The sequence below is a fragment of the Romboutsia sedimentorum genome (assembly GCF_030131845.1).
Classification (GTDB): Bacteria; Bacillota; Clostridia; order Peptostreptococcales; family Peptostreptococcaceae; genus Romboutsia_D; species Romboutsia_D sedimentorum.
Genome location: NZ_JASKYM010000002.1, coordinates 31,533 through 54,717, shown reverse-complemented (window position 1 = coordinate 54,717; position 23,185 = coordinate 31,533). Strand labels below are relative to the sequence as shown.

The 23,185-nt window shown below is 28.4% G+C and carries 24 protein-coding genes and 1 riboswitch; of the genes, 3 read left to right on the top strand and 21 right to left on the bottom strand.

Annotated elements, in window-relative coordinates; genetic code table 11:
* Positions 1-5: 5 nt before the first annotated feature.
* From murJ (QOZ84_RS05415) to QOZ84_RS05325, 19 genes are all read right to left on the bottom strand, one after another.
* On the bottom strand, positions 6-1,556 hold the full coding sequence (gene murJ / locus QOZ84_RS05415) for a murein biosynthesis integral membrane protein MurJ (RefSeq protein ID WP_284131945.1): 1,551 nt from the start codon (positions 1,554-1,556) through the stop codon (positions 6-8).
* Between the two features lie 40 nt (positions 1,557-1,596).
* Positions 1,597-2,646 carry a cell wall-binding repeat-containing protein gene (locus QOZ84_RS05410; protein ID WP_284131944.1) on the bottom strand — a complete coding sequence of 350 codons (1,050 nt, stop codon included), beginning with the start codon at positions 2,644-2,646 and terminating at the stop codon, positions 1,597-1,599.
* Positions 2,647-2,741: 95 nt separating this feature from the next.
* Positions 2,742-3,398, bottom strand: a complete 657-nt coding sequence (locus QOZ84_RS05405; protein WP_416390344.1) for an exopolysaccharide biosynthesis polyprenyl glycosylphosphotransferase — start codon at positions 3,396-3,398, stop codon at positions 2,742-2,744.
* A gap of 211 nt (positions 3,399-3,609) precedes the next feature.
* On the bottom strand, positions 3,610-5,598 hold the full coding sequence (locus QOZ84_RS05400) for a cell wall-binding repeat-containing protein (RefSeq protein WP_284131942.1): 1,989 nt from the start codon (positions 5,596-5,598) through the stop codon (positions 3,610-3,612).
* 312 nt (positions 5,599-5,910) lie between these two features.
* On the bottom strand, positions 5,911-8,253 hold the full coding sequence (gene secA, locus QOZ84_RS05395; RefSeq protein WP_284131941.1) for a preprotein translocase subunit SecA: 2,343 nt from the start codon (positions 8,251-8,253) through the stop codon (positions 5,911-5,913).
* A gap of 215 nt (positions 8,254-8,468) precedes the next feature.
* Positions 8,469-10,019: a murein biosynthesis integral membrane protein MurJ gene (gene murJ, locus QOZ84_RS05390; RefSeq protein WP_284131940.1), complete on the bottom strand. Its 1,551-nt coding sequence runs from the start codon at positions 10,017-10,019 to the stop codon at positions 8,469-8,471.
* Positions 10,012-11,214: a glycosyltransferase gene (locus QOZ84_RS05385; protein ID WP_284131939.1), complete on the bottom strand. Its 1,203-nt coding sequence runs from the start codon at positions 11,212-11,214 to the stop codon at positions 10,012-10,014. Before QOZ84_RS05385 ends, murJ (QOZ84_RS05390) begins: the two co-directional genes overlap by 8 nt.
* A gap of 28 nt (positions 11,215-11,242) precedes the next feature.
* Positions 11,243-12,370, bottom strand: a complete 1,128-nt coding sequence (locus tag QOZ84_RS05380) for a glycosyltransferase family 4 protein (RefSeq protein ID WP_284131938.1) — start codon at positions 12,368-12,370, stop codon at positions 11,243-11,245.
* Between the two features lie 12 nt (positions 12,371-12,382).
* Positions 12,383-13,693: a nucleotide sugar dehydrogenase gene (locus QOZ84_RS05375; RefSeq protein ID WP_284131937.1), complete on the bottom strand. Its 1,311-nt coding sequence runs from the start codon at positions 13,691-13,693 to the stop codon at positions 12,383-12,385.
* A gap of 355 nt (positions 13,694-14,048) precedes the next feature.
* Positions 14,049-14,678 carry a LuxR C-terminal-related transcriptional regulator gene (locus QOZ84_RS05370; protein WP_284131936.1) on the bottom strand — a complete coding sequence of 210 codons (630 nt, stop codon included), beginning with the start codon at positions 14,676-14,678 and terminating at the stop codon, positions 14,049-14,051.
* A 67-nt stretch (positions 14,679-14,745) separates the two neighbouring features.
* Positions 14,746-14,828, bottom strand: a riboswitch (cyclic di-GMP riboswitch).
* An 88-nt stretch (positions 14,829-14,916) separates the two neighbouring features.
* Positions 14,917-15,525, bottom strand: a complete 609-nt coding sequence (locus QOZ84_RS05365) for a response regulator transcription factor (RefSeq protein ID WP_284131935.1) — start codon at positions 15,523-15,525, stop codon at positions 14,917-14,919.
* 102 nt (positions 15,526-15,627) lie between these two features.
* Complete coding sequence (locus QOZ84_RS05360) at positions 15,628-16,203, bottom strand: class D sortase (RefSeq protein ID WP_284131934.1); 576 nt, start codon at positions 16,201-16,203, stop codon at positions 15,628-15,630.
* A gap of 24 nt (positions 16,204-16,227) precedes the next feature.
* Positions 16,228-16,734: a signal peptidase I gene (locus tag QOZ84_RS05355; protein WP_284131933.1), complete on the bottom strand. Its 507-nt coding sequence runs from the start codon at positions 16,732-16,734 to the stop codon at positions 16,228-16,230.
* Between the two features lie 69 nt (positions 16,735-16,803).
* Positions 16,804-17,544, bottom strand: a complete 741-nt coding sequence (locus tag QOZ84_RS05350; RefSeq protein WP_284131932.1) for a hypothetical protein — start codon at positions 17,542-17,544, stop codon at positions 16,804-16,806.
* Positions 17,534-18,226: a TasA family protein gene (locus tag QOZ84_RS05345; RefSeq protein WP_284131931.1), complete on the bottom strand. Its 693-nt coding sequence runs from the start codon at positions 18,224-18,226 to the stop codon at positions 17,534-17,536. Before QOZ84_RS05345 ends, QOZ84_RS05350 begins: the two co-directional genes overlap by 11 nt.
* On the bottom strand, positions 18,219-19,163 hold the full coding sequence (locus QOZ84_RS05340) for an LPXTG cell wall anchor domain-containing protein (RefSeq protein ID WP_284131930.1): 945 nt from the start codon (positions 19,161-19,163) through the stop codon (positions 18,219-18,221). Before QOZ84_RS05340 ends, QOZ84_RS05345 begins: the two co-directional genes overlap by 8 nt.
* Before the next feature lie 65 nt (positions 19,164-19,228).
* A complete protein-coding gene (locus tag QOZ84_RS05335; RefSeq protein ID WP_284131929.1) occupies positions 19,229-19,828 on the bottom strand; it encodes a TasA family protein in 600 nt (199 codons plus the stop codon).
* A 272-nt stretch (positions 19,829-20,100) separates the two neighbouring features.
* Entirely contained in the window at positions 20,101-21,144 is a 1,044-nt protein-coding gene (locus QOZ84_RS05330; RefSeq protein WP_284131928.1) for a Fic family protein, read from the bottom strand.
* Between the two features lie 199 nt (positions 21,145-21,343).
* Positions 21,344-21,598, bottom strand: coding sequence for a Mor transcription activator family protein (locus QOZ84_RS05325; protein WP_284131927.1), 255 nt, complete (start codon positions 21,596-21,598; stop codon positions 21,344-21,346).
* Positions 21,599-21,786: 188 nt separating this feature from the next.
* Here QOZ84_RS05325 and QOZ84_RS05320 point away from each other — a divergent pair, with 188 nt between their 5' ends.
* The 3 genes from QOZ84_RS05320 to QOZ84_RS05310 are packed head-to-tail and all read left to right on the top strand — an operon-like array spanning position 21,787 to position 22,446.
* Entirely contained in the window at positions 21,787-22,011 is a 225-nt protein-coding gene (locus QOZ84_RS05320) for a DUF1659 domain-containing protein (RefSeq protein ID WP_284131926.1), read from the top strand.
* Positions 22,012-22,056: 45 nt separating this feature from the next.
* Positions 22,057-22,284 (top strand): DUF2922 domain-containing protein, encoded by a 228-nt coding sequence (locus tag QOZ84_RS05315; RefSeq protein WP_284131925.1) that lies wholly within the window; start codon positions 22,057-22,059, stop codon positions 22,282-22,284.
* A gap of 15 nt (positions 22,285-22,299) precedes the next feature.
* Positions 22,300-22,446: a YvrJ family protein gene (locus tag QOZ84_RS05310; protein WP_284131924.1), complete on the top strand. Its 147-nt coding sequence runs from the start codon at positions 22,300-22,302 to the stop codon at positions 22,444-22,446.
* Between the two features lie 75 nt (positions 22,447-22,521).
* Here QOZ84_RS05310 and QOZ84_RS05305 read toward each other — a convergent pair whose 3' ends face one another.
* Positions 22,522-22,827 (bottom strand): hypothetical protein, encoded by a 306-nt coding sequence (locus QOZ84_RS05305; RefSeq protein ID WP_284131923.1) that lies wholly within the window; start codon positions 22,825-22,827, stop codon positions 22,522-22,524.
* A 92-nt stretch (positions 22,828-22,919) separates the two neighbouring features.
* Positions 22,920-23,174, bottom strand: coding sequence for a Mor transcription activator family protein (locus QOZ84_RS05300; RefSeq protein ID WP_284131922.1), 255 nt, complete (start codon positions 23,172-23,174; stop codon positions 22,920-22,922).
* Positions 23,175-23,185: the final 11 nt, after the last annotated feature.

Here is a 23,185-nt window from a genome sequence, read left to right as displayed (position 1 = left end):
TTTTACTACCTTTTTAATAATTTATTTTTTGTTTTTTTAATCATATCGAAAATTAAATCTAATTCTTCTACTTTTAATATCATTATTAACACTGTATAAACTAGTGCTCCTAATAAAACAGCTACACTTGTAGATACTATGTCGCCTAACTTTCCAATTCCCATAATCGCGCTAATATTCTTGAATACAAAGAATGCTACAGCTCCCATAACCATAGATGAACCAAAAGTCTTTAGCACGGTTTTTACTATCTTATCTCCTCCAAAGTATCCCACTTTCTTTTTAAGTGATCCAAATAGTAGTATAACTGTAACTACAGAAGAAATACTTGTTGAAAGTGCAAGTCCTATATAATCTAAACTTCCTATTAACGCAAAGTTTAATACTATGTTTATAAGTAGTGCAATACTTCCATTTATCATAGGAGTTTTGGTGTCAGATATAGAATAGAAAACTCTATATAAAACATCTCTTATTCCACTAGCTAACAGTCCTATAGAAAAGAATCTTAAAGCCATAGCTGTCATATTAACAGACTGTGCATCAAATGCTCCTCTTTGAAATATTATTCTAACTATCGGGTCAGCTAAAACTATTGCACCTATAGCTATTGGCATAACTACTAGTGTTATAGAGTTAGATGACGTAACAATAGTGCTTACAAATCCACTGTTATTTTTAGTATTTGACATCTTAGCTAACTTAGGGTAAATAACTGTTACTATAGATGTAACAAATAAAGCCATAACAAACTCATTTAATTTTCCAGCATAGTATAGAGCTGACAATTTTCCATCTGATAAAGTTGTCGCTAATGCTTTATCTACAAATGTATTTAACTGACCGATTCCAACACCTATAAGCATAGGCATTACTAAAATTGTCAGTTGTTTAACTGTTTCATCTTTTACATTTAAATACGGTTTATATTTAAAGGACTTTTTCATTGCAGAAGGTATTTGGAAAAACAACTGACTCGCCATAGCAATTAATGCACCTATAGCTAATACACGTATGTTTGTTTTAGTACTTATAACAACAGCTATAATTATTATTATGTTGTATGGTATACCTATAAGCCCTGGTATTACAAAGTTATCATTAACCTGTAAATATGAACTAAGTATCTTACTTACTCCTAAGAATAAGACTCCTGATATCATGATTTTTGTAAAGTCTACTGCTAAATCAAATTTATCACCACTAAATCCACCAGCAAATATTTTTACAAATTCTTCAGTAAACACTAAACCTAAAATTGCAATTATAACAGTTATAATTGCACAAATATTAATTATGTTATTAGTAAATTTTAAGGCTTCTTCCTCACCTTTTTTCTCTTTCAATTCAAAATACAAGGGTATATAAGTAGTGGCAATAGCAGAACCTACTACGGCAACAATTATCCCAGGTATATTTAATGTATATAAAAATACATCTGAAAGTTTTCCTGTTCCATAAAAGTTTCCAATCACAAGTTCTCTAAATAATCCCAATACTTTAGAAAGCATTGTGGCAATCATAATCCATAAAGCTGCTTTAGCTGTTTTTGACATTTTATTTTCTCCTTATTTTAAGTAAACTCTAAAACTTGTTTTATGCTTTGTTTCTAAATGATCTAAACACCATTATTGTTAATAATAAAATTAATAGTATACTAGATAAAAAACTTTTACTCATTATAGTATCTAACATGCTATAATCTTTTATATTTGAACCAACTTGGTTAAGAGTATCTACATTATTGTCATCTAAAAACTTTTCTTGAGGTTTATTTAGCATTTCATCACCTATCAATATAGGTATATTTTGCTTAGCTGCAACAACTCCTAGTGAAATACATTCTATACTTTGAGAATGATTTCCATATTCCAAGTTTACAGTATACATGCTGTTAAATTTGTTCTTTTGTAATTCTTTTATTATCCCTATATTAGCATCTGCTTTATTTGCTTCTTCTAAGACTTTAACATTTCTAATATTTTTTTCAATCACATCTGTATACTTTTGTTTATCACCAATAGTAAATACTTTTTCTATTTTATTTTTTTTTATATAAGATTTAGACAGACTAAAATCCTCATCATCACACCAGATTATTGGCATATTATTTTGAGCGGCATAAGAATATACTCCTAATGCATTTTCAAAACCCGACTTTGAGTTAAGCAACATTACACTTTTCACTTTATTAATTTTGTTCATTTCATTAGCTAACTTTATACATGTCTTGTATCTATTGTCTCCACTTATTCTTTTAACTTCATATCCCAAGTCTTTTAGATACATTTCACTAGTTTTAGATACATTTTTTAAACCACCTATAATTGTTATCTTTTCTACACCTAATGTTTTTAGGTAATTTTTAGTTTCTTTATCTATTGATTTCCACTTAACTGCAATAATAGGAGCATTTTTAGCATAAGCCAAAGGTGTAGTACTTACACCGTCTACAAGCGCTTCTTCATTTATAAGAATTGCTTCTTTTGACTTTTTAAACGCACTTTTATTAAGCTCCATAGATATTTCCATAGGAGTCCCTTTTATAACATTTCTATTGTACTTTTCATTTGCATAAATATCTAATTTAGTTGAAGTAAAGCACAACAAACTAATAGATAATATAGTTGTAATTTTCTTTATCATATGCAATCATATCCTTCTCAAATTTTTGGTAATATAAACTAAAAGGGCTCTTTATAAAGAGCCCTTTTAGTGGTTAATAATCTAATTTTAAAAAATTATCTAGCTCCGTCTCCTGTTAATACGACCTTAACAGTTTTAAAGAGTATCTTAAAGTCTAATAATATACTCCTATTTTTAATATAGTACATATCCTCTATTAGCTTTTCCTTAGGATTGATATCATAACCACCATTAACTTGTGCCCAACCTGTAAGTCCAGGCTTTATAGCAAGTCTATTGATAAATCCAGGTATATCATTGTTGAATTCTTCAGTAAAAGATGGTCTTTCCGGTCTTGGTCCTATAACACTCATATCTCCCTTTAGTATATTAAATAATTGTGGGAGTTCATCAATTCTAGTTTTTCTAATAAAATTACCAACTTTAGTTATTCTAGGATCATCCTTTGTTGCCCATTGAGCACCAAATTTTTCAGCATCAGTTCTCATAGACCTTAATTTGTATATATCAAATCTACTTCCGCCTTTTCCCATTCTTTCTTGTTTATAAGTTATCGGTCCGTTATCTTCTATTTTTATAAGTATTCCAAATATAACTATTATAGGTAAACCTATTACTAATCCTATTAATGATAAAACTATATCTAATAATCGTTGATATAGGTTAAAAAACATTGACCCTTTAACAGCACTATAATCAATATTCTCTAATAATTCCATATTATCTTTATACTCAAAACTACTCACATTCATTTTTTTGCATCCTTCACTAGTATAATCAGTCATAATTGCCTCCATTTTATTAAGATTCTTGGAAATGTAATTCGACTTATTTCTATATTATACTCAATATTAGTTAGATTATCAATAAAATAAATGTTACTTTGAGTAATTCCTCCTTACGGTTACAAGTATCGGTATAGTTGGTAAATTGTACATTTTTTATTTTTATAAATAAACAAAATTAATTTTTTACAGTTTTTTCTATACCTTTACCTATTTGGATTCCTAGATTTTTTCTTTTTTCAAGAGTATTTACAAGTAATTGGTCTTGTTCACTATCTATAAATGAAGATTCAACTATTACAGAAGGTGCAACACTCTCTCTTATCATATGATAATAATCAGCTCCCGAGTCCGCAGTTCTAGTCTTTATACCTCTATTAGAGAAATTGAATTTTTCTAATATGCTATTTAATATGTTAGTTGCTGCAGTTTTACTAGTTCCACCATTTCTATCTTTATACTTATAATATATTTCGCTTCCCTTAGCTTGTGTATTATATGAATTAAAATGTACACTTACAAGTAAGTCTGGATTTATTGAATTTGATAAGTCAGTTCTAGAACCTAAAGCCGTAGTAACATCTTTATCTCTAGTAAGTACGACATTTACACCACTATCTCTTAAGTACTGTGCTGATGCTAGAGAAGTGTCTAAAGTATAATCTTTTTCTTTTATGTTTTTATTTGCTTGGTTTAGTGCACCAGAATCTGCTCCTCCATGACCTGGGTCAATTACAACTGTATGATTTCCTAAGTTACGCTCAGATAATTTATATGCTATATCATTTATAACACTGTCCTTTATTCCTCCACCAACTTGATATACCAACTTAGCACTTTTATTGCTTAAGTTGTCTTGATGATAATTTGATACATAAGTTGTAGGGTTTATAAGTATTGGAGAGTTTAATTTAGCAGCTAATGGTCCTGCCGCTAGAGCATCTACTAATACATCTGATTTAGCAACTAAAACAGATTCTAAGTCTGCTTGAGGATAAAATCTTTCTATAACCTTAGCATTTGTTTCATGTCTATCAGTTCCATACACTCTATTTCTATAAACACTTTGACCAGCCGCTGGTTTTGTTATCTCTGCTATTTGGTGTATAACATCTGTTGTTATAACATTTTCCCCACCTATAAAGTAAGCATCAGTTAAGTTTTCATTTTTTAACCAATTGTAAGTTGAAGTTGGTATATTAGTTTTTTCACTTAATATTATAGGTTGCTTATCTTGACCTGCTTTTGCAGCTATAGTAAGTGCATCTACTTCGCCTTTATATCCATTAGCTATGTAAATTTTATTAACATCATGATTATTGTCTATCTCTTGAGCTATCTTTAAAGATGTTTCATATCTGTTAATACCCGCTAAACGTCTAACATTGTTTGTAGATACATTCTGTTTTAAATTATTTATAGCATTGTTAGATATAACTGACTCTCCTCCAACTACTATTATTTCACTTGGATTTAAACGAGATATTTCTTGTAGTGTACTTGCTGGTATATTGTCTTTATTTACAAGAAGTATAGGTGCATCATAAGTTGTAGCTAGTGGTGTAGCTGTTATACCATCTGCTATTGCATTCCCATTTACTAATATTACTTTACTTGATCCATTTGCCCATCCTTCTTTACTTATCTCAACAGCAGTATCTTGTCTATTATCCCCTACAAGTTTCTTAACTGGTGCTGCTGATTTTTGAAGATATGTTGCAAGTGACTTTGGAGTTGTAACTATATATTCTTGTGTTACTTTATAATCATCTAAATTTAATCCTAAGTTTTGTAAATCAGTACTGCTTAATACTTTTTCAGTATCTGAATTTATAGTTATATTTTCAATTTCCCATACATTTAAGTATTCTGGATCTTTATTAAAGTTTATCTCGCCCTCATATGAATCAGTTTGTTCATTATAATTTAGAGTTGTACTAAGTGGCATGTCATAACATAAATAATTTAATGTTATACTGTTAGCGTTTTGCTTTTCTTTAAAAGATACGCTTATTTTAGATTTATCTCCCAATAACACAGTTCTTTTCTCTAGATTTATGTTAATATTTGAATTGTTTTCTATTTTTTCAGTTGCCATTGCAACATTTGGCACAACTAAAGTTATTGCCATTCCTGTTGTTGCAAGCATTTTCGTTGATTTTCTCATAAAACTCCCCCTTTTTTTTCATTCGCAATATATTATAACATATATAGAGTTTAAAGGACAATTTTTGTAATTTTAGGTAAATTTTTCACAAGTCATATTTTTCAATTTTTTTGTTACTCTTTTTTTGTTGACTATTTTGAATTCATTATTTTTTCATATTTATTTAATTTTATATTGCTCGACTTTTGTCAATTTATATAGTATAATTTTATTAGAAAAAAGAATTTTAAACATCTCTTTTTTCGGTATTTCTCACAGAAAAGACCCTATGCATTTGTATAGGGTCTTTTCATTTCAATATAATATTTCATATTAATTAAATTTATATAAATACTTTATAGTTTCTGTTCTAATATTTCTATTTAACTCTTCAAACATATCATATCCCTGAATAGCATATTCTTTTACAGGATCCTTTTGACCAATAGCAGCTAATCCAATACATTGTCTTAGCTGATCCATAGCATCAATATGTTCTATCCAACGAGAATCAACCACTTCTAATAAAACTCTTCTTTCTAAGTTTCTTAATTCTTCAATTCCACAAACAATTTTTTTAAAATCGTAAACTCTTTTCGATAAATCATAAGTATATTCTATAATTTCTTCTACGCTCATTTTATCCATATCAGGAATTATTAAAGCTTCTTTTGGCATAAATTTATTGCATATGCTATTTAAGAATCCATAATAATCTTTATTCTTTTTAAGGTATTTTTGTGCTGTATCACTTATAACATCTTTAACCACTTTTTGAATTTCTTCTTCTAAATCTAAGTTATCTAATACCTTGTTTCTTTCAGCATAAATAACTTTTCTTTGTTCATTTATAGTATCATCGTATTTTATAACGTTCTTTCTTATCTCGAAGTTACGTCCTTCTATTCCTCTTTGTGCTCTTTCGATTGCTTTCATTAAATTCTTACCTTCTAGTGCAGAATTTTCATCAGCATTCATTCTTTTCATTATCTTTTCTATACTTCTTCCTCCATATAGTTTTATAACTTCATCTTCTAAACTAACAAAGAATCTTGAAGTACCAGGGTCACCTTGACGACCAGAACGTCCTCTTAACTGATTGTCTATTCTTCTTGTTTCATGTCTTTCAGTACCTATAACATAAAGTCCACCAAGTTCACATACCTTAGTTCCCTCTCCTTTATCAGAGTCTCCTAAAGATATATCAGTTCCACGACCAGCCATATTAGTAGCTATAGTTACAGAATTTAATTTACCAGCTTTTTTAACTATTTCTGCTTCTTTTTCATGATTTTTAGCATTTAATACTTCATGTTTTATTCCTTTTTTCTTAAGTAAACTTGATAAATATTCTGACTTATCAATAGATACAGTACCAACTAATACAGGTTGTCCACTTTCATGTATCCTTGCTATCTCTTTAACTACCGCATCATATTTCGCTTCTTCAGTTTTAAATACCAAATCATTTAAGTCTGCTCTAAGTATAGGCTTATTAGTAGGTATAGTAACAACATTCATACTATAAGTAGATTGGAATTCTCCTTCTTCTGTTTTAGCAGTACCTGTCATTCCTGAAAGTTTAGAATACATTCTAAAGAAGTTTTGGAAAGTTACAGTAGCTAAAGTCTTAGATTCTCTTTTTATTTCAACTTTTTCCTTAGCTTCTATAGCCTGATGAAGACCATCTGAATATCTTCTACCATCCATTATTCTTCCTGTAAATTCATCTACTATCATTATTTCATTATTTTTAACTACATAATCTACATCTTTATCCATTAATTTATAAGCTCTTAGTGCTTGATTGATATGGTGACATATTTCTATATTTTCTATACTATTTATAGATTCTACTCCAAAGAAAGACTCAGCCTTAGTCATACCATCTTCACTAAGTGCTATAGTATTTTCTTTTTCATCTAATTCATAATCATCTTCTACTAAAGTTTTTATAAAAGCATCTGCTATATCATATAATTTAGTACTTTCATCTCCGCTACCAGATATTATAAGTGGAGTTCTAGCTTCATCTATAAGTATAGAGTCAACTTCATCGACTATAGCATAGTTTAATTTTCTTTGTACTTTCTCTTCATTTCTAGTTACCATGTTATCTTTTAAATAATCAAATCCATACTCATTGTTAGTACCATAAGTTATATCGCACTCATATTGAGCTTTCCTCTCAGTAGGATCTTGACCGTTTACTATAACCCCTACACTCATACCTAAAAATTCATACACAGGTTGCATAAGTTCTTTATCACGCTTAGCTAAATAATCATTAACAGTTATAACGTGAACTCCCATACCACTTAGTGCATTTAAATAAACTGGAGCAACAGCAACTAAAGTTTTACCTTCTCCAGTTCTCATCTCAGCAATCTTACCTTGATGAAGTACAATCCCACCTATTAATTGTACTCTGTATTGACGCATACCTAAAACTCTCTTTGAAGCTTCACGACAAACTGCAAATGCTTCGATTAAGATATCGTCTAGAGTTTCACCGCTATTTAATCTCTCCTTAAAAACATTTGTCATGTTTTTTAATTCATTATCACTTAATTTTTGTACAGACTCTTCTACTTCATCTATTTTATCAACTATCTTATTTAATATATTTATTTCCGCTTCGTCTGACTTACTTAGTATCTTATCTAAAACTGACATGTAATTTCTCCCCTTACTTATTTTACTAATTTTATTATACATTAATTTACATATTATTTGTAATTAAATGTAAGTTTAATTATGCTATATTTTGTATATTTTATAGACATATCACAGCCATTATTGTATAATGATATTACTAAAAAAATGAAAACATCTCTTTTTTTAGTATTTCTCACATTAAAAGGAGCTAGAATTTTTCTAGCTCCTTTTTGCTATCTCTTTACTTTTTTAACCTTATTTTTTATCATGTTAGTTATAACATTAACTTCTTCAATTTTGAATAAAATAACTAATGATCCATAAACAATAGCCCCTAATCCAATAGATGTAAATAAGCTAATTGCCTCGCTCATTGATCCGACTCCTAACATACTTATCATAACTTCATATGCAAAGTATGTTGTAACTCCCATCACAATCGCAGCTATTAACGATTTAATAGTAGCCTTTATAATTTTATCTTGTCCAAAATATCCAATCTTTTTTTTCAAACTATTAAACAATAAGAATATACAAATAGTAGATGAGATACTAGTGGCAAATGCAAGTCCTGCATACCCCATAAATTTAGATAATACTAAGTTCAATATTATATTTATAATAACAGATATAATACCATTTATCATAGGTGTTTTAGTATCTTGTAGTGAGTAAAATACTTTTCCTAATATATCCCTTAGTCCAAATGCAACCATACCTAATGAATAGAAAATCAAAGCAATAGCTGTCATATGTGTATCTCTCTCATCAAAAGCCCCTCTTTCAAATAAAAGGCTTACAATAGGCTTTGAAAGTACTATCGCACCTACAGATACTGGAACAACTAATAAAATCGCACTATTTACACTTTTAACAATAGACTTTGAAAAACCTTCTTTATCATCACTTGATAAACAATTAGATAATATAGGGTAAACAACTGCTGCAATAGATGTTATAAAAAGCCCCATTACAAATCCATTTAATTTATTTGCATAATTTAAAACAGATACAGCACTACCCCCTCCAATATTTGTTGCAAGTGTTCTATCTATAACAGTATTCAACTGATTAAAACAAACACCTATAATAACTGGCCCTAATAGCCATATCATTTTTTTTACATACTCATCTTTTACATCTAAAACAAACTTATATTTATACCCTTTTTTCCGTGCAAAAATATATTGAAATATAAACTGACTTGCCATAGCAAGTAAAGTTCCAATTGGTAATATATATATATTAACCTTCACACTAAGCATAATAGAAGTAATAATTATTATATTAAAAGGAATTCCTGACATTCCAGATATAGCAAAACTTTCTTTAGCTTGTAAGAATGATGCCATTATCCTACTAAGAGCTATAAACAATCCTCCAAAAATCATTATTCTTGTGAATTTTACTGTTAAAGCGAATTTTTCGCCTTCATATCCCATTGCAAATATTTTTACAAGTTCATCTGTAAATACCATTCCTAATATTCCGATTACTATTCCGATTACCACTACTATATTTAATATATTACTTGTAAACTTATTTCCTTGTTCGTCATTACCCAAACTGTAATTTTCAAAGTATAAGGGCATAAAAGTAGTTACTATAGCAGTAGCTATTATAGTAAATAAAGTTGATGGTATACTCATAGCTGATATATACGCCTGGCTATATATGCCTGTCCCATAAAATGCAGCAAGTACTAACTCTCTCCCAAATCCTAAAAACTTAGACAACATGGTAACTATCATAAGTGCCAGTGTTGCTTTTGCCATTTTACTCATATTTTGCTCCTTTATATACATTTATTTCATCTTGTGCAACTATCTCCCATGTGAAATTAGAATGTACTCTTTTTATAAGCTTTTCCTTTTCATAATTAGAATTTAAAACATCACAAATTTTGTCAGCAAATCTTTTTTCAAAATCTTGCCCACTTTCAACAAGCATATCTTTATTTCCAATTGCTTCTTCTATTCCGCCTACATTACTAGCTACAACTCTAGTTCCACAAGCATTAGCTTCTATTATAACACATCCAAATCCCTCATTTTCACTTGGCAATACCATAACATCCATTATATTCATTAGTCTTCTAACTTCATCTACATCTACATTACCTGTAAAAGCTATATTCAAATGTTTAAGTTTAGAATCATTTATCATACTTTGCTTTAACGGACCATCACCAGCTATTACAAAGCTAATTTCTTCATCAATGTTTTTACTAACATTATCAAATATCTCTACAAGCTTATCAGCTCTTTTGATTTTGTTTAAGTTGCCTACAAATCCCACAACTTTACCAGTTAAATTTAAATCATTTTTAATTTCATTTTTTTCTTTTTGAGTTATTTCATAAAACTTATCAAAATTAACACCATTTTTAGTTATTACATAATTTGATTTATCATAACCAAGTTTTGTAGCATCTATATGTAGCTTATTACTTACAAATATATTTTTATAAGCATTCTCCATTACACAAATTACTTTTCTTTTTATATGAGAACTTTTTACTGGCATTGTATGAACATCACTTCCATGATAAGTAACTATATATTTTTTCTTATATATTTTCCCCATCCAAAAAGCAATTCTTCCATGAGGATACCCCCAATGACAACTTATCAAGTCCGATTGTTTTATAATATTTTTATATTTTATTAAAGTCGGTAAAAAGTTCAAAACATCTAAATTTAAAGCTTCAAATATTTTATTAAAAACTCCAACCTTTATGTATATTTTTTCATACGTTATTCCTTCATATTCAAAATGATTGGCACCCTTATTTCTAATTTCTTTGTTTTTTATCTTTTTTAAAAGTTTCATTAACCCAGCATCACAAAACTGAATAGAATATACTTTATATTCATCTATATCATCATGCTTAATAATTTCCTTTAACTTTTCATGCGTTGCAGTAAATAACCCTTTTCTATTTTTTTCATTCATATTTACTAAATATAATATATTCATAAACTTACCCTTCTCTTAAAAATCCACATTATTTTTTAGAATAAATATTTACATATTCTTTAGCGATATTTTTCCATACAAAAGATTTTTCTATTTCAGGCTTTAATTGTTCAAATTTCCATACAGGTTTATTGATAATATCTATTACTTTTTTAGATATTTCATCTACATCATCATACTCTACACTATAGCCTACTTCCCCTTCTTTAAAATATCCATCAAATCCTTGATTTTTTGTATAAATCACAGGCAAACCTTGACTAATTGCTTCTATATATACAAGTCCAAAAGTTTCATACTTTGAAGGCATTATAAATATATCACTTTTTCTATATAAATCTAAAATTTGCTCTTTGTTCATAAAACCATGTAATACTACAATATCTTTGTATTGTTCATCAACTAATTTAGTTATATCATTCATCAATTCACCATCACCTACAATGTCTAATGAAGCTTCATATCCTAAATCATTTAATTTTTTTACAACATTAATAGAAGTATATAAATTTTTATTTTTGTCTAATTTTCCTACATATATTAACTTTATTTTTTTATCATTAAATACTTTATCGTTCATATCTAAATTATCAAACCAAAACTTATCTATTCCATTTGGAATAACAACCGATTTTTCATATATCATTTCTTGAAATTCTTTAGGTACATAATTTTCTATTACAGAACTTTTATACTTTGATGATATAAAAATAACTTGTTTTGCATTTTTCATTATCTCAACACCAATTTTTCTTAAATGAATCATTTTTTTGAAAAACACATTAGCATCTGTGTTTCTTACTGCAACAATATAATCTATATTTTTTTCTTTTTTAAGCTTATATGCTGCGTATCCGTTTACAAATAAAGAATGTGCATGTACTACATCTACACCTTCAAAATCAATTTTAGTTTTTAAGTCATCATATATTTTTTTATTTTTCAATCTAAAGCTTACTCTATCAAACTTATTAAAGCACTTAGAATAAATATAGTTAGTTTTTTCATTATTAACACCTGCAAATTTATTCATTAAGCTCTCACTACAAACAGGTATATATACATCATTATATATACCTTCTTTTTCTAAATTTTCTACTAAGTTCCTATATAATTTTGATGTTATATAATAAGAACATATATGTAATACTTTCATAAATTTACCTCACTATAATCTCCAGTATATTAATCCTCTATTTTGAGCTTCAACTTTATCATAAACTCCTTTTATATCAATTAAAACCTTACTGCCTTCATTATACATACCTTCTAATTGCTCTAAATTAATTGACTTTAGATTTTCATGAGCCACAGCACATATAACAGCATCCACATTTTTCAAATCGTCTTTAGAATTAAGCTTTATACCATATTCACTAAATGCTTCATCAGAATCTGCAACAGGATCATATATAAGTACATCTACACCATAATCTTTAAGCTCTTCTATTATATCAACAACCTTAGTATTTCTAGTATCTGGGCAATTTTCTTTAAAAGTTAATCCCATAACTAAAACCTTAGCGCCTTTTATTTTTTTATCTGCTTTTATTAAACTCTTTATAGTATTTTCTGCCACATATTTAGCCATACCATCATTTATTTTTCTTCCTGCTAAAATTATTTGTGAATGATATCCTAATTCTTCAGCTTTATACACAAAATAATATGGGTCAACTCCAATACAATGCCCTCCAACTAAACCTGGCGTAAAGTTTAAGAAGTTCCATTTAGTGCCAGCAGCTTTTAAAACTTCTTTAGTATCAATTCCCATTTTATTAAACACCATAGCTAATTCATTCATAAAAGCTATATTTATATCTCTTTGAGAATTTTCTATAACCTTAGCAGCTTCAGCCACCTTTATACTCTCAGCTCTATAAACTCCAGCTTCTATAATTAACTCATATACCTTCGCTACAGTATCTAAAGTTTTCACGTCACAACCAGACACAATTTTAACTATAGTTGTAAGTCTATTTATTTTGTCGCCTGGATTTATTCGCTCTGGAGAATAACCTATCTTAAAGTCCTCACCATATTTAAGTCCAGATATTTTTTCTAATATCGGTATACATATCTCCTCAGTAGTACCAGGATATACAGTTGATTCGTACACAACTATAGAACCCTCAGTAATGTTCCTAGCCACCGTTTCAGTAGCTCCTATAACAGGTCTTAAATTTGGTGTCTTATCACTATTTATTGGAGTAGGCACTGCTACTATATAAAACTTAGCTTCTTTTAACTTATTTTCATCAGTGGTAAATTCTACAGAAGTGTTTTTTAAATTTTCGTCCCCAACTTCTTTAGTAACATCATATCCATCTATATAAGAACTCACTTTTTCTTCATTAATATCAAAACCTATAACATCAACATGCTTAGCAAATTCTACTGCTAAAGGTATGCCTACGTACCCTAATCCTACCACGGCAATTTTTTCTTTTCTATTTAATATATCATTATATAAATTCATAATAGTCCTCCCCGTCTTTAAATATTCTATCTTATATATTATACCAATTATCGACTATTTAAAATAAAAATCTGTTTATAAAACAAAAAAAGACTGTTTCCGTTACAGTCTTTTTTAATAGGGAGATTGAGAGTCCAAATACAATTCAATTGAATTGAGATAGTATTTTTATCTATTTAAATTTAATAAGGAACCTTGAGCTAAGCTCCTTTTTGTTATATTTTGTCTCTTCAAGTTGTCTATATATAAAATATAACATTATTTTACACAAAAATCTATAATAAAAATACTTTTTTATAAAAAAATATCACTTTATTTTTTTATAAAATCCCAAATAAAATTTAATTATATCATTCTACAAATTTGCACATTTTTCACTATATTTTTCTTTAAAATAAATAATAATATTTTTTCTACTTCTAAGATTTAACTTAAGTAATATACTACTTATATGCTTTTTAACAGTATACTCAGTTATGTATAAGTGCTTGGCTATTTCCTTATTACTATATCCCTTTCCAACTTCTTCTAGTATTTCATTTTCTCTATTTGTTAAAGTTTCACACTCAACATACTCATCTTGCAATATATTTTGTAATAAATCTATATCATAGAATTTTTTTCCCTTTTCAATAATACTATTTACCTTATCCATAAATTCTTCTTTTTCTGCTATATTTAATATATATCCATCTACCCCCTGTTTTATAGATGTTGCACATACTTCTTTACTTCTATGTAAATCTAGAACTACTATTTTATTTTCACATATATCATCCTTCATAAATTCTATATATTTCATATTTTCCTTTTCTATATCTAATATCATACAGTTAACTTTAGATATTTCAATTTTTTTTAAGTTTTTCTCTAAATCTAAAAAATTTGATGCCAATATTTTAGTTTCCATTCCATACTTCTTATTAAACATATAATATAGCGCATCCCTTACTATAAATGAATCTGATACTATTAATATTCCCATTTTTTAATACCCCCATGATTTTTCAACCAAATAATATTTCAGACTACAAAAAACCGGCAATCCCCCTTTTTAGAGATGCCGGTTGCACTACTAACTTCATATATCCCAAGTGCCCATATACAGGATATACTTCATAGTTTCATTCTTTCTTATATCATATATAATATCATATCAACCGTTTTTTTTCTGTTTTTTCATACGTCAAATTATCTTATTTTGTATCATTTTTCTTGCTTTTTTAATTTATACTTCCATCTTTGTATCTTATTATTATGTCCTGTCTATTTTTTAAATTCAACTTATTAAATATACTACTAAGATGCTTTTTTATAGTAAATTCTGTAACACTTAAATTTTTAGCTATTTCTCTATTATTTAATCCCTTTGCTACTTGAGCCACAACTTCATTTTCTCTATTTGTCAAAGCATCATTTGTATTTAAATTTTTACTACTTAAAGTCTTTTGTATTATAGAAGCATCATAATATTTTTTCCCCAACATAATTTTATGTAATATATACTCAAACTCATCATTATCTTCTAAATCAGTTATATATCCGTCTACATTTAGCTTAATAGCTTTGTTACACAGTTTTTCATTTTCTAATAAATCTAATACTATTATTTTTAATTTACTGTTTATTTTTTTGTACTTTGTTGCAACTTCAACTTCTTTCATTTTATCTTCATTTATATCTATAAATATTAAATCAAGTGATTTTAATTTTTCTTCAACAGTATTTATGTTTTTAGTAGCTTCTATGTAGCTACTGCTAAACGTATTTCTAAATAAACATGATATTGCTTCTTTTACTATAAATGACTCTGATATAATTAATGTATCCATAACTATTCCCCTCTATAATATACCTTTTTTAAGATTTTACTTATTTTATTAAACTCTAGTGTATTACACCATTCACTTTTAAAATAATAATTATAATTAAAATTATAATTTTCCTTTTATTATTAACCTGTGTGTTCCCAAATATTTTGGAGTACAAGTAATCAACGTTATAGTTTTATCATTATCTTTTGAATTTAACACTTCTACTTTATCTGGAGTAACAACTTCTAAACTACATACTGTATATGTATAAGCATCATCCTTAGTAATCACCTTTATCTTATCTCCATCTTCAAGCTTATCTAAGTTGCTAAAAAATTTATTGTAAGTGTAATTTCTATGACCCGCTACTGCAAAATTTCCAATTTCTCCAGGCATTACACTTTCTTTGAAATGGCCTACTGCATAATTCAAAGTTTTTTCATCTGTACCCTCTTGTACTGCTACTTTTATATCAATCTTAGGTATTTCTAAAATCCCAATTATATTACTTGGTATATTTTCATTTATATTATTTGGTGTTTTTTTATGTTCTTCTATATAAGAAGATTGTATTGCTTTTTCGTATTTGTCCACTATTTCATTGTTAGATTTTTTTACGTCATAACTTAAATAAGTTGTCGCCGATAATATTAATATCCCTGTTAATATTAAACACTTTGATACTATTTTTCTCATTTAGTTTCCTCTTTTTATAAATAATTAATCTCTGTTATACAACAATATTATTATTGCCCCTAACATTAGCTCTATCGCAATTACCATTGGCTTAGCTAAAAACTGTATTATATATCCTGCATTTGGTATATCAAATAAAACTTTTCCTATTATATTGTCGTTACTTACTGCAAAGGAATCTGCTGCGTTGTTATTATCGCCTTTTGTTATATATCCTTCTTGTGTTTTATCTATTATTCTATGAGTTACTATTTCATCATTATCTCTAAAAGTTATAATATCCCCTTCTTTAATATTTGCTCTATTTTTATGAAGACTTACAACTAAATCTCCAGGATAAAACTCTGGCTCCATACTCCCTGATAAAACTGTATAGCTCCTAAATCCTATTAACTTGTATACAGCTTCTGATCTTGCTGATAAAGTGTTTAACACTAAAATAATGCATGCTATAATCGAAAAATAATATATAAATGTTGATATTTTTTCTTTTGGAGTGCTCTTTGATTTACTTATATTTGCTATATTCATGATTCTCCCCTTTTATAGTTAAAAAAGAAGGATATAACTATATACTTCTTTTTTAACAACATTTTATAATTATATTTGTTCTGTACTTTCATCTTTTGGTACTTCTGGTGTTACTTCAGGCTTAACTTCTGGTTTAGGTTCAATTGGTACTTCCACCTCTGGTTTTTGAGTTGGTTTTTCTAAAACTTCATCAGGTTTTGATGGAGTTTCTTCTGGTTTAACTTCTGCTTTAGGTTCAATTGGCTCCTCTAGTTTTTCTACACTAGGTGGCTGTGCTTCTAAATCTTCCTCTATAGTAAGTGACTTACTATCAATCATTTGCCAGAATGCATATAAATCGTCATGCCCCTTAAACTTTTGTGTCAATGAAATTTCATAAGTATCTTCTCTATCTTTATAATTTATCTTTATTGTCACTCTGTCTTTTGATGGCATTTGAGTAGATATATTTTTTATTTTTATATGCTTATTAAATCTTATTTGTATTTCGTTATCATGTTTATCTTTATCTACTTCAGCTGAATATGAGGTTTTATTAAATTCACCACTACCAGATATAAATTCAACACTTTTAATATCCGATTTCTTTATACCAGTATTTTCTAATTTAAGTTCTAGCTCTTTGCCATCGTCAATTTCTGCTTCTGTTTCAATTGTTGGTTGTGGTGGTTTTTCCTCTACCAATTTGCCAATTTTTAATACATTAGATTTAGTAGCACTATCTGAAAAATAACTATAACCTAAGCAACTGCCAGTAAAAAATATCGATATACCAAGTCCCAAAGCAATAAATCTACTATTAAATTTCATTATTACTGCCTCCCTTGCTGTCTATTTGAATTGCATCTACCTCTGTATCAAATTCAAATTGTTTTTCTTGAAGGCTTTTCATTTGTTCTTCTGATAATCCATCTTTTATAGATATACTAACCGTACAATTTAGTTCTTTGTTTGGGTCTAATGATACTAATGTTTTCCCATTGCTATAAACCAATTCTTTATTTTGCATATTTATAAGGTCATTAAAGGTATTTATGCTATATCCTTTTGGTATAACAACTTTGCCATTATAACTTATGTTCAATGTACAACTAAGATTTTCTAATTGTGAAGCATTCATACTATTGATATTTTTATAAATGCCTAAAGCTATATATTCCTTAAGACTTCCGTTATCTTTCATACTATTTTTAGAAAAACCTAAAGCTACATTTTGCTTAAGGCTTCCATTATTTTTTATGTTAAATGTTTTCGTAACGCACTTATTATCCTTATCTAAGCCCATATCTAAGCTACCTTCTATGTCTGTATTTAAGTTGCCCATAGTTATTACTAAATCATTTTGGGCCTTTGCTTTATCTACGAAATAAGCATAACTTCCCATACTACCTACTGTACCTATAGTCAAAGCTAATGCTAATCCACCTATAGTTGCTTTTACTTTATCTTTAGATTTACGTCTATTTGACTTTAACTTCACCATTCTACTCATCAGATTTGCCTCCTTTATTAGAAGATTTTCTATCTAATGCTATCCCTAATCCAGCTACAGCTATACCTAAAACAGTAAGAGTAGTAGAGTTTACTATACTACCTGTTTGAGGCAATTTATCAGTCAATCCACCTACATTACTTCTATTACTGTTGCTTAGCTTATGTGATTGACCTGGCTTACTTGGATTTACTGGTCTATCCGGAAATATTGGTTTGTCTGGCCATGTTGGTTTGTCTGGAAGTATTGGCTTATCTGGATCAATTGCATTATCCGGGTCTGTCGGTTTATCTGGGTTCGTTGGTTTATCTGGATCTGTTGGCTTATCCGGGTTTGTTGGTTTATCCGGGTCTGTTGGTTTGTCTGGGTCTGTCGGCTTATCTGGGTCTGTTGGCTTATCTGGATTGGTAGTTCCGCCCCCGCCTCCAGTACTTGTTAGATTGTATACAGTCCCTAAGCTAAATACTTTTGATAATGATTGTGCATCATTTCCAATAGCCTCATTCATATCTATAGTCATATCAAATGCTTGCTCTTTACCTGGATATATAGACACCTTATTTTTTAAATTAACACCATTTTTTTCGCCTAACATATCTTTTAATCCTGATTTAACTTTGTTTGATTCATTTCCTGTTTGCTTTATAGTTATATCTGTATATTTAGCCATTTCTTCAAAACCCTTTGATAAATCAGGCTTTTCATCAACAGTCTTTGATTTTTCCATCATATATATTTTATCTACAGTCATCCTTTGATTTGTATTATTTTTTATAACAAATTTTATTATTTCTGACGATCCTGGCTTTAATAAATTATTTGGTTGCTGATATATTTGTATAGATACATTTTGTGATGCAAATGATGGAACTGTAATACTTATACAAACAATACAACTTACTGCTAATAGTTTCATTACTCTTTTTATATTTTTCATTTAACCACCTTTTTAAAAAAAGCATCCTTATATAAGAATGCCTTTATTTTATAGAATAACGTTACTTATTTAGAACCTTTTATAGTCTCTGGAAGTATCTCATCTGGAAGGTCACTAGGTTTTTCGTTAGTTTGAGTTGCTTTTATTTCATATTTTTGAGTTAATTTGTTAAAGTCAAAGCTAGGCTTGCCACCTGTATTTTGGCTACCCTCTTTGTTAAATTCTCCAAGCATTTCTGGTGTTACAACAACATCTATATATGTATTTACAGATTCATCTTTTGCTAATACTTTCCCTTTTAATAATTGGATTGTATCACCAACTAATATTTCCTTTGGATAGTCAGCTGAAGTTCCTGTTCTTTCTATATCTAATTTTTGATTAAGTGATCCATTATTTGTTACAGTAACTTTCTTTCTGAATCTATCTCCTGGTTTTACATTAGTAATATCTGATGCCTTTTGAGTAGTTTCTGTACCCGTATCAGTTGAAGTTATTATTTTCCATTCATCTTCTTTTGTGTTTATATCTAAATTCCCCATAGTTATTACTAAATTATTAGTAGCTTCTGCTTTATCTGTAAATAAAGCTTTAGTTCCCATAAATGTTCCACCTACTAGTAAAACTGCCGCCATCATAAATCCTATTGTTTTGTTCTTTTTCATCCCTTTTATCCCCCTAATATTTTATCTTTGAGCTGTCATCTCTCATTTGCTACAATTAATATAATAGTCTACGGTAAGGGAAAAATATATTAACCAAAAGAACCATCTTTTAGGCTACCTAAGTGATGACATTTGAGTAATATTTTTTACGGTATTTAAGTGCTATTAAGCAATACTAAAATGTATTCTATTTTATACTATGGTGTAATATACTTTTTCTATTTTAAACATAAAAAAGCTATGAGTTTATACTCATAGCTTTGGTAACACAATTATATTTTTTTCCATTTAGCATTTCTGCCACTACCAACAACCTCTATCTTTTTATCATTCTTTAACTTATCAAAAACTCTATTTACAGTAGCCTGAGCAACATCTGGACATAAATTTCTTATTTGTTCCTTAGTAAAATAACCTAATACACCTTCAATAGACTTTTCTACTCTTTCACTTTTACTGCCCTTAGTATTTATAACTAAGCCTACTCTATCTTCAAGTTCTTTGTAAGACCTTAATATAGAACCTAAAAAATACTCTAGCCATATATTTATATTATGCTCTCCCTCATGCCATAACATAGATGATTTGTTAAGAGATTCATAATAAGTTTCCTTACTATCCTCAATTATTTTTTCGATAGATATAAATCTACCAACATCATATCCACTTCTATATAAAAGAAGTAATGTTATAAGTCTAGACATTCTTCCATTACCATCATTAAACGGATGTATACATAAAAAATCCAGTACAAACAATCCAATTAAAACTAAGGGCTCTACACTTTCTTTACTAACTTCATAATTATAAAGATTACACAACTGCTCCATATACTCACTTGTATAAAACATATCTACAGGCTTAAATCTTATAAATTTACTTCCATCTTGCAAAATCTCTTCTATTATATTGTTTGAATTTTTATAACTACCACCTGTCCCCGGAGAAAACTTATACAAGTCTCTATGTAACTGAAGTATAACACTAGAATTAATAGGTATCGCATCATATGCACTATGTATAGTATTTAACACATCTCTATACCCTGCTATCTCACTTTCACTTCTATCTCTGGGTTCCACCTTATTACTCATAATTTCTGATAACCTTTTATTTGAAGTGTAAATACCTTCTATTCTATTAGAAGACTCCGTACTTTGAATCACAGATACCTCCTTCAAAGTGTTTAATATTTGTGGTGACTGCTGCTTGTATAAATCTTGTTTTCCCTTATACTCATTTATTGCTGTTAGTAGCCTTACTATATTCATAGGTAAAGCTATATTTTGTAATTTATTATATTCTATAGATTTCATCTTATCACTCCGTTTTATATTAATATTATCATTTTACCACAAACGTACTCATTTATGCACAAATGAGTACGTTTATTCAAAATTATCATACTAAAATACAAATAAACATACTCATTTAACTATAAATGAGTATGTTTATTTAAATAAGTTTATATTAATAGTTTCACTTTTTAATAGCTTAATGCAAGAAGAATCATATTTATACATCTCCATTAGCTATATTCTTAAGCTGATTCACACTAATACCATACTCACAGGCCAACCCAACTGCATTTACACCATTATATCTTTTTACAATATCCCTATTTCTGCTACTTCTAATAGCACTACTATATGTAGGTATGTACACATTGTTTCCACCATACAGCTTAGTAACCTCCAAAAACTTATCCTCACCAATAATATCAAGTAAAGCATCTAACTTATCACTAACCTCTAAATTTTCAATTTTCATAACTAATCCCCCCTTATATCTTAATAATATCCCTCCTACAAACTAACTTTCTACAAAACCATTTTTAAAAATACTTTCATCATAAACATTGAACAATTTCTTTAGCACTACAGATTAAGCCTAGCTAGTACTATATAACTATAGAAAGGCAAAAGCCTTACTAAAAAATTAAAAAGGGGGAATTTAAAATGTCAGTAGTAGTAACTAAAAATCCATCAGGATTAAAAATGAGATTTGAATGTGGGGAGGATGAATTAACAGGTAAGCTTAAAATGAGAAACAAAACTTATCCAAATATAAAAGCAGATGCAACAGATGAAGAAGTACATGCAGTAGGACTTGCACTATCATCACTTCAATCAAACAACTTAGTTGAAATATCTAAAATTGATAACTCAACATTATCATTATAAAAATTACTAAAAATAAACTTATAAAATTAAAGGGGGATAAATTTCATGGAAATGAAAAAAAGATTATTAATGACTTTTAAAACTACAGGAGACAAAAAAGTATCTATAGGGGTAGACTCACCTAAGGATGATCTAAATGAAAATGATATAAAGGTAGCTATGGAAACTATACTTTCAAATAACATATTTGCACCTGGTGGAGAAAGCTTAGTTTCATTAATTGAAGCAAAAGTTGTTGTAACTAACACTACTGAATTTGACTTAGTATTATAATATAAGGATATTATTATGAATGCTAACTTACAAACTCTAATAGCAAATGTAGGCTTTCCAATCACTCTGTCTATGTACTTACTAATTAGAATAGAAGGAAAACTATCTAAGCTAACAGATAGTATAAATGAGCTATCTAAAAATATATTAAACATTAAGTAACAAAAAAGGAGTATATTAAAATGGCTTTAATCATTTTAATATACTCCTTTTATAATCCGCTCAATTTATCTATATTTATTGCATTAATTTCTTCATATCTATTATATCGTTCCAATTTTTAGCAGTTATACCTTCAACAGCATTTAAATTAACTCTTATATTTTTAACTTCACCATTTAAATGTGCTACGTCATTTTCTATTTTATCTAATTTAGCAAAATGTACATCTTTAGCACTTTCTAGAGCTCTTAATATTTGAGTATTTTCCTTTTGTTGAACATCTATAGTATCTACCTTTATCTCTAAACGATCTACCTTATCTGTTAAATTATCCATTTTCGAATTCATTTGTTGTAATAATTCTAATATCTTATCATCCATTTATAATATCTCCCTCTAAACTTAATAATACCTTAATTATATCATTATAAATTCCAACAAACAACATTTCCCATTATATCCCATATTTATAACTATTCCTTTATGATATTTTTTACTTGCTCTCTTGTAATACCAAATTCCTTAGCAATATTCTTTATATTATATCCATCATACATAGCCCTAATCTTCCTGTTTCTACTACATCTAAGTACACTGCTTTTCTTTGGAAAATAAATAGAATCTCCTCCAAACTTATCGCAAATATCAATAAATTTATCTATCCCTATAAAATCCACAAAACCAACTAATTCCTCCGAAAAATCCTCTAATATAACATCTTCATACATAAAAAGCCCCC

What these genes read in the sequence shown, in the direction of transcription:
- QOZ84_RS05310 (WP_284131924.1), top strand. Translation starts at nt 22,300, where the DNA reads ATGAATGCTAACTTACAAACTCTAATAGCAAATGTAGGCTTTCCAATC.
- QOZ84_RS05360 (WP_284131934.1), bottom strand. Translation starts at nt 16,203, where the DNA reads ATGAGAAAAATAGTATCAAAGTGTTTAATATTAACAGGGATATTAATA.
- QOZ84_RS05385 (WP_284131939.1), bottom strand. Translation starts at nt 11,214, where the DNA reads ATGAATATATTATATTTAGTAAATATGAATGAAAAAAATAGAAAAGGG.
- secA (WP_284131941.1), bottom strand. Translation starts at nt 8,253, where the DNA reads ATGTCAGTTTTAGATAAGATACTAAGTAAGTCAGACGAAGCGGAAATA.
- QOZ84_RS05365 (WP_284131935.1), bottom strand. Translation starts at nt 15,525, where the DNA reads ATGGATACATTAATTATATCAGAGTCATTTATAGTAAAAGAAGCAATA.
- QOZ84_RS05300 (WP_284131922.1), bottom strand. Translation starts at nt 23,174, where the DNA reads ATGTATGAAGATGTTATATTAGAGGATTTTTCGGAGGAATTAGTTGGT.
- QOZ84_RS05375 (WP_284131937.1), bottom strand. Translation starts at nt 13,693, where the DNA reads ATGAATTTATATAATGATATATTAAATAGAAAAGAAAAAATTGCCGTG.
- QOZ84_RS05405 (WP_416390344.1), bottom strand. Translation starts at nt 3,398, where the DNA reads ATGAATGTGAGTAGTTTTGAGTATAAAGATAATATGGAATTATTAGAG.
- QOZ84_RS05315 (WP_284131925.1), top strand. Translation starts at nt 22,057, where the DNA reads ATGGAAATGAAAAAAAGATTATTAATGACTTTTAAAACTACAGGAGAC.
- QOZ84_RS05335 (WP_284131929.1), bottom strand. Translation starts at nt 19,828, where the DNA reads ATGAAAAAGAACAAAACAATAGGATTTATGATGGCGGCAGTTTTACTA.
- QOZ84_RS05380 (WP_284131938.1), bottom strand. Translation starts at nt 12,370, where the DNA reads ATGAAAGTATTACATATATGTTCTTATTATATAACATCAAAATTATAT.
- QOZ84_RS05340 (WP_284131930.1), bottom strand. Translation starts at nt 19,163, where the DNA reads ATGAAAAATATAAAAAGAGTAATGAAACTATTAGCAGTAAGTTGTATT.
- QOZ84_RS05410 (WP_284131944.1), bottom strand. Translation starts at nt 2,646, where the DNA reads ATGATAAAGAAAATTACAACTATATTATCTATTAGTTTGTTGTGCTTT.
- QOZ84_RS05345 (WP_284131931.1), bottom strand. Translation starts at nt 18,226, where the DNA reads ATGAGTAGAATGGTGAAGTTAAAGTCAAATAGACGTAAATCTAAAGAT.
- QOZ84_RS05370 (WP_284131936.1), bottom strand. Translation starts at nt 14,678, where the DNA reads ATGGGAATATTAATAGTATCAGATTCATTTATAGTAAGGGATGCGCTA.
- QOZ84_RS05330 (WP_284131928.1), bottom strand. Translation starts at nt 21,144, where the DNA reads ATGAAATCTATAGAATATAATAAATTACAAAATATAGCTTTACCTATG.
- QOZ84_RS05400 (WP_284131942.1), bottom strand. Translation starts at nt 5,598, where the DNA reads ATGAGAAAATCAACGAAAATGCTTGCAACAACAGGAATGGCAATAACT.
- QOZ84_RS05355 (WP_284131933.1), bottom strand. Translation starts at nt 16,734, where the DNA reads ATGAATATAGCAAATATAAGTAAATCAAAGAGCACTCCAAAAGAAAAA.
- QOZ84_RS05320 (WP_284131926.1), top strand. Translation starts at nt 21,787, where the DNA reads ATGTCAGTAGTAGTAACTAAAAATCCATCAGGATTAAAAATGAGATTT.
- QOZ84_RS05305 (WP_284131923.1), bottom strand. Translation starts at nt 22,827, where the DNA reads ATGGATGATAAGATATTAGAATTATTACAACAAATGAATTCGAAAATG.
- murJ (WP_284131940.1), bottom strand. Translation starts at nt 10,019, where the DNA reads ATGAGTAAAATGGCAAAAGCAACACTGGCACTTATGATAGTTACCATG.
- QOZ84_RS05325 (WP_284131927.1), bottom strand. Translation starts at nt 21,598, where the DNA reads ATGAAAATTGAAAATTTAGAGGTTAGTGATAAGTTAGATGCTTTACTT.
- murJ (WP_284131945.1), bottom strand. Translation starts at nt 1,556, where the DNA reads ATGTCAAAAACAGCTAAAGCAGCTTTATGGATTATGATTGCCACAATG.
- QOZ84_RS05350 (WP_284131932.1), bottom strand. Translation starts at nt 17,544, where the DNA reads ATGAAATTTAATAGTAGATTTATTGCTTTGGGACTTGGTATATCGATA.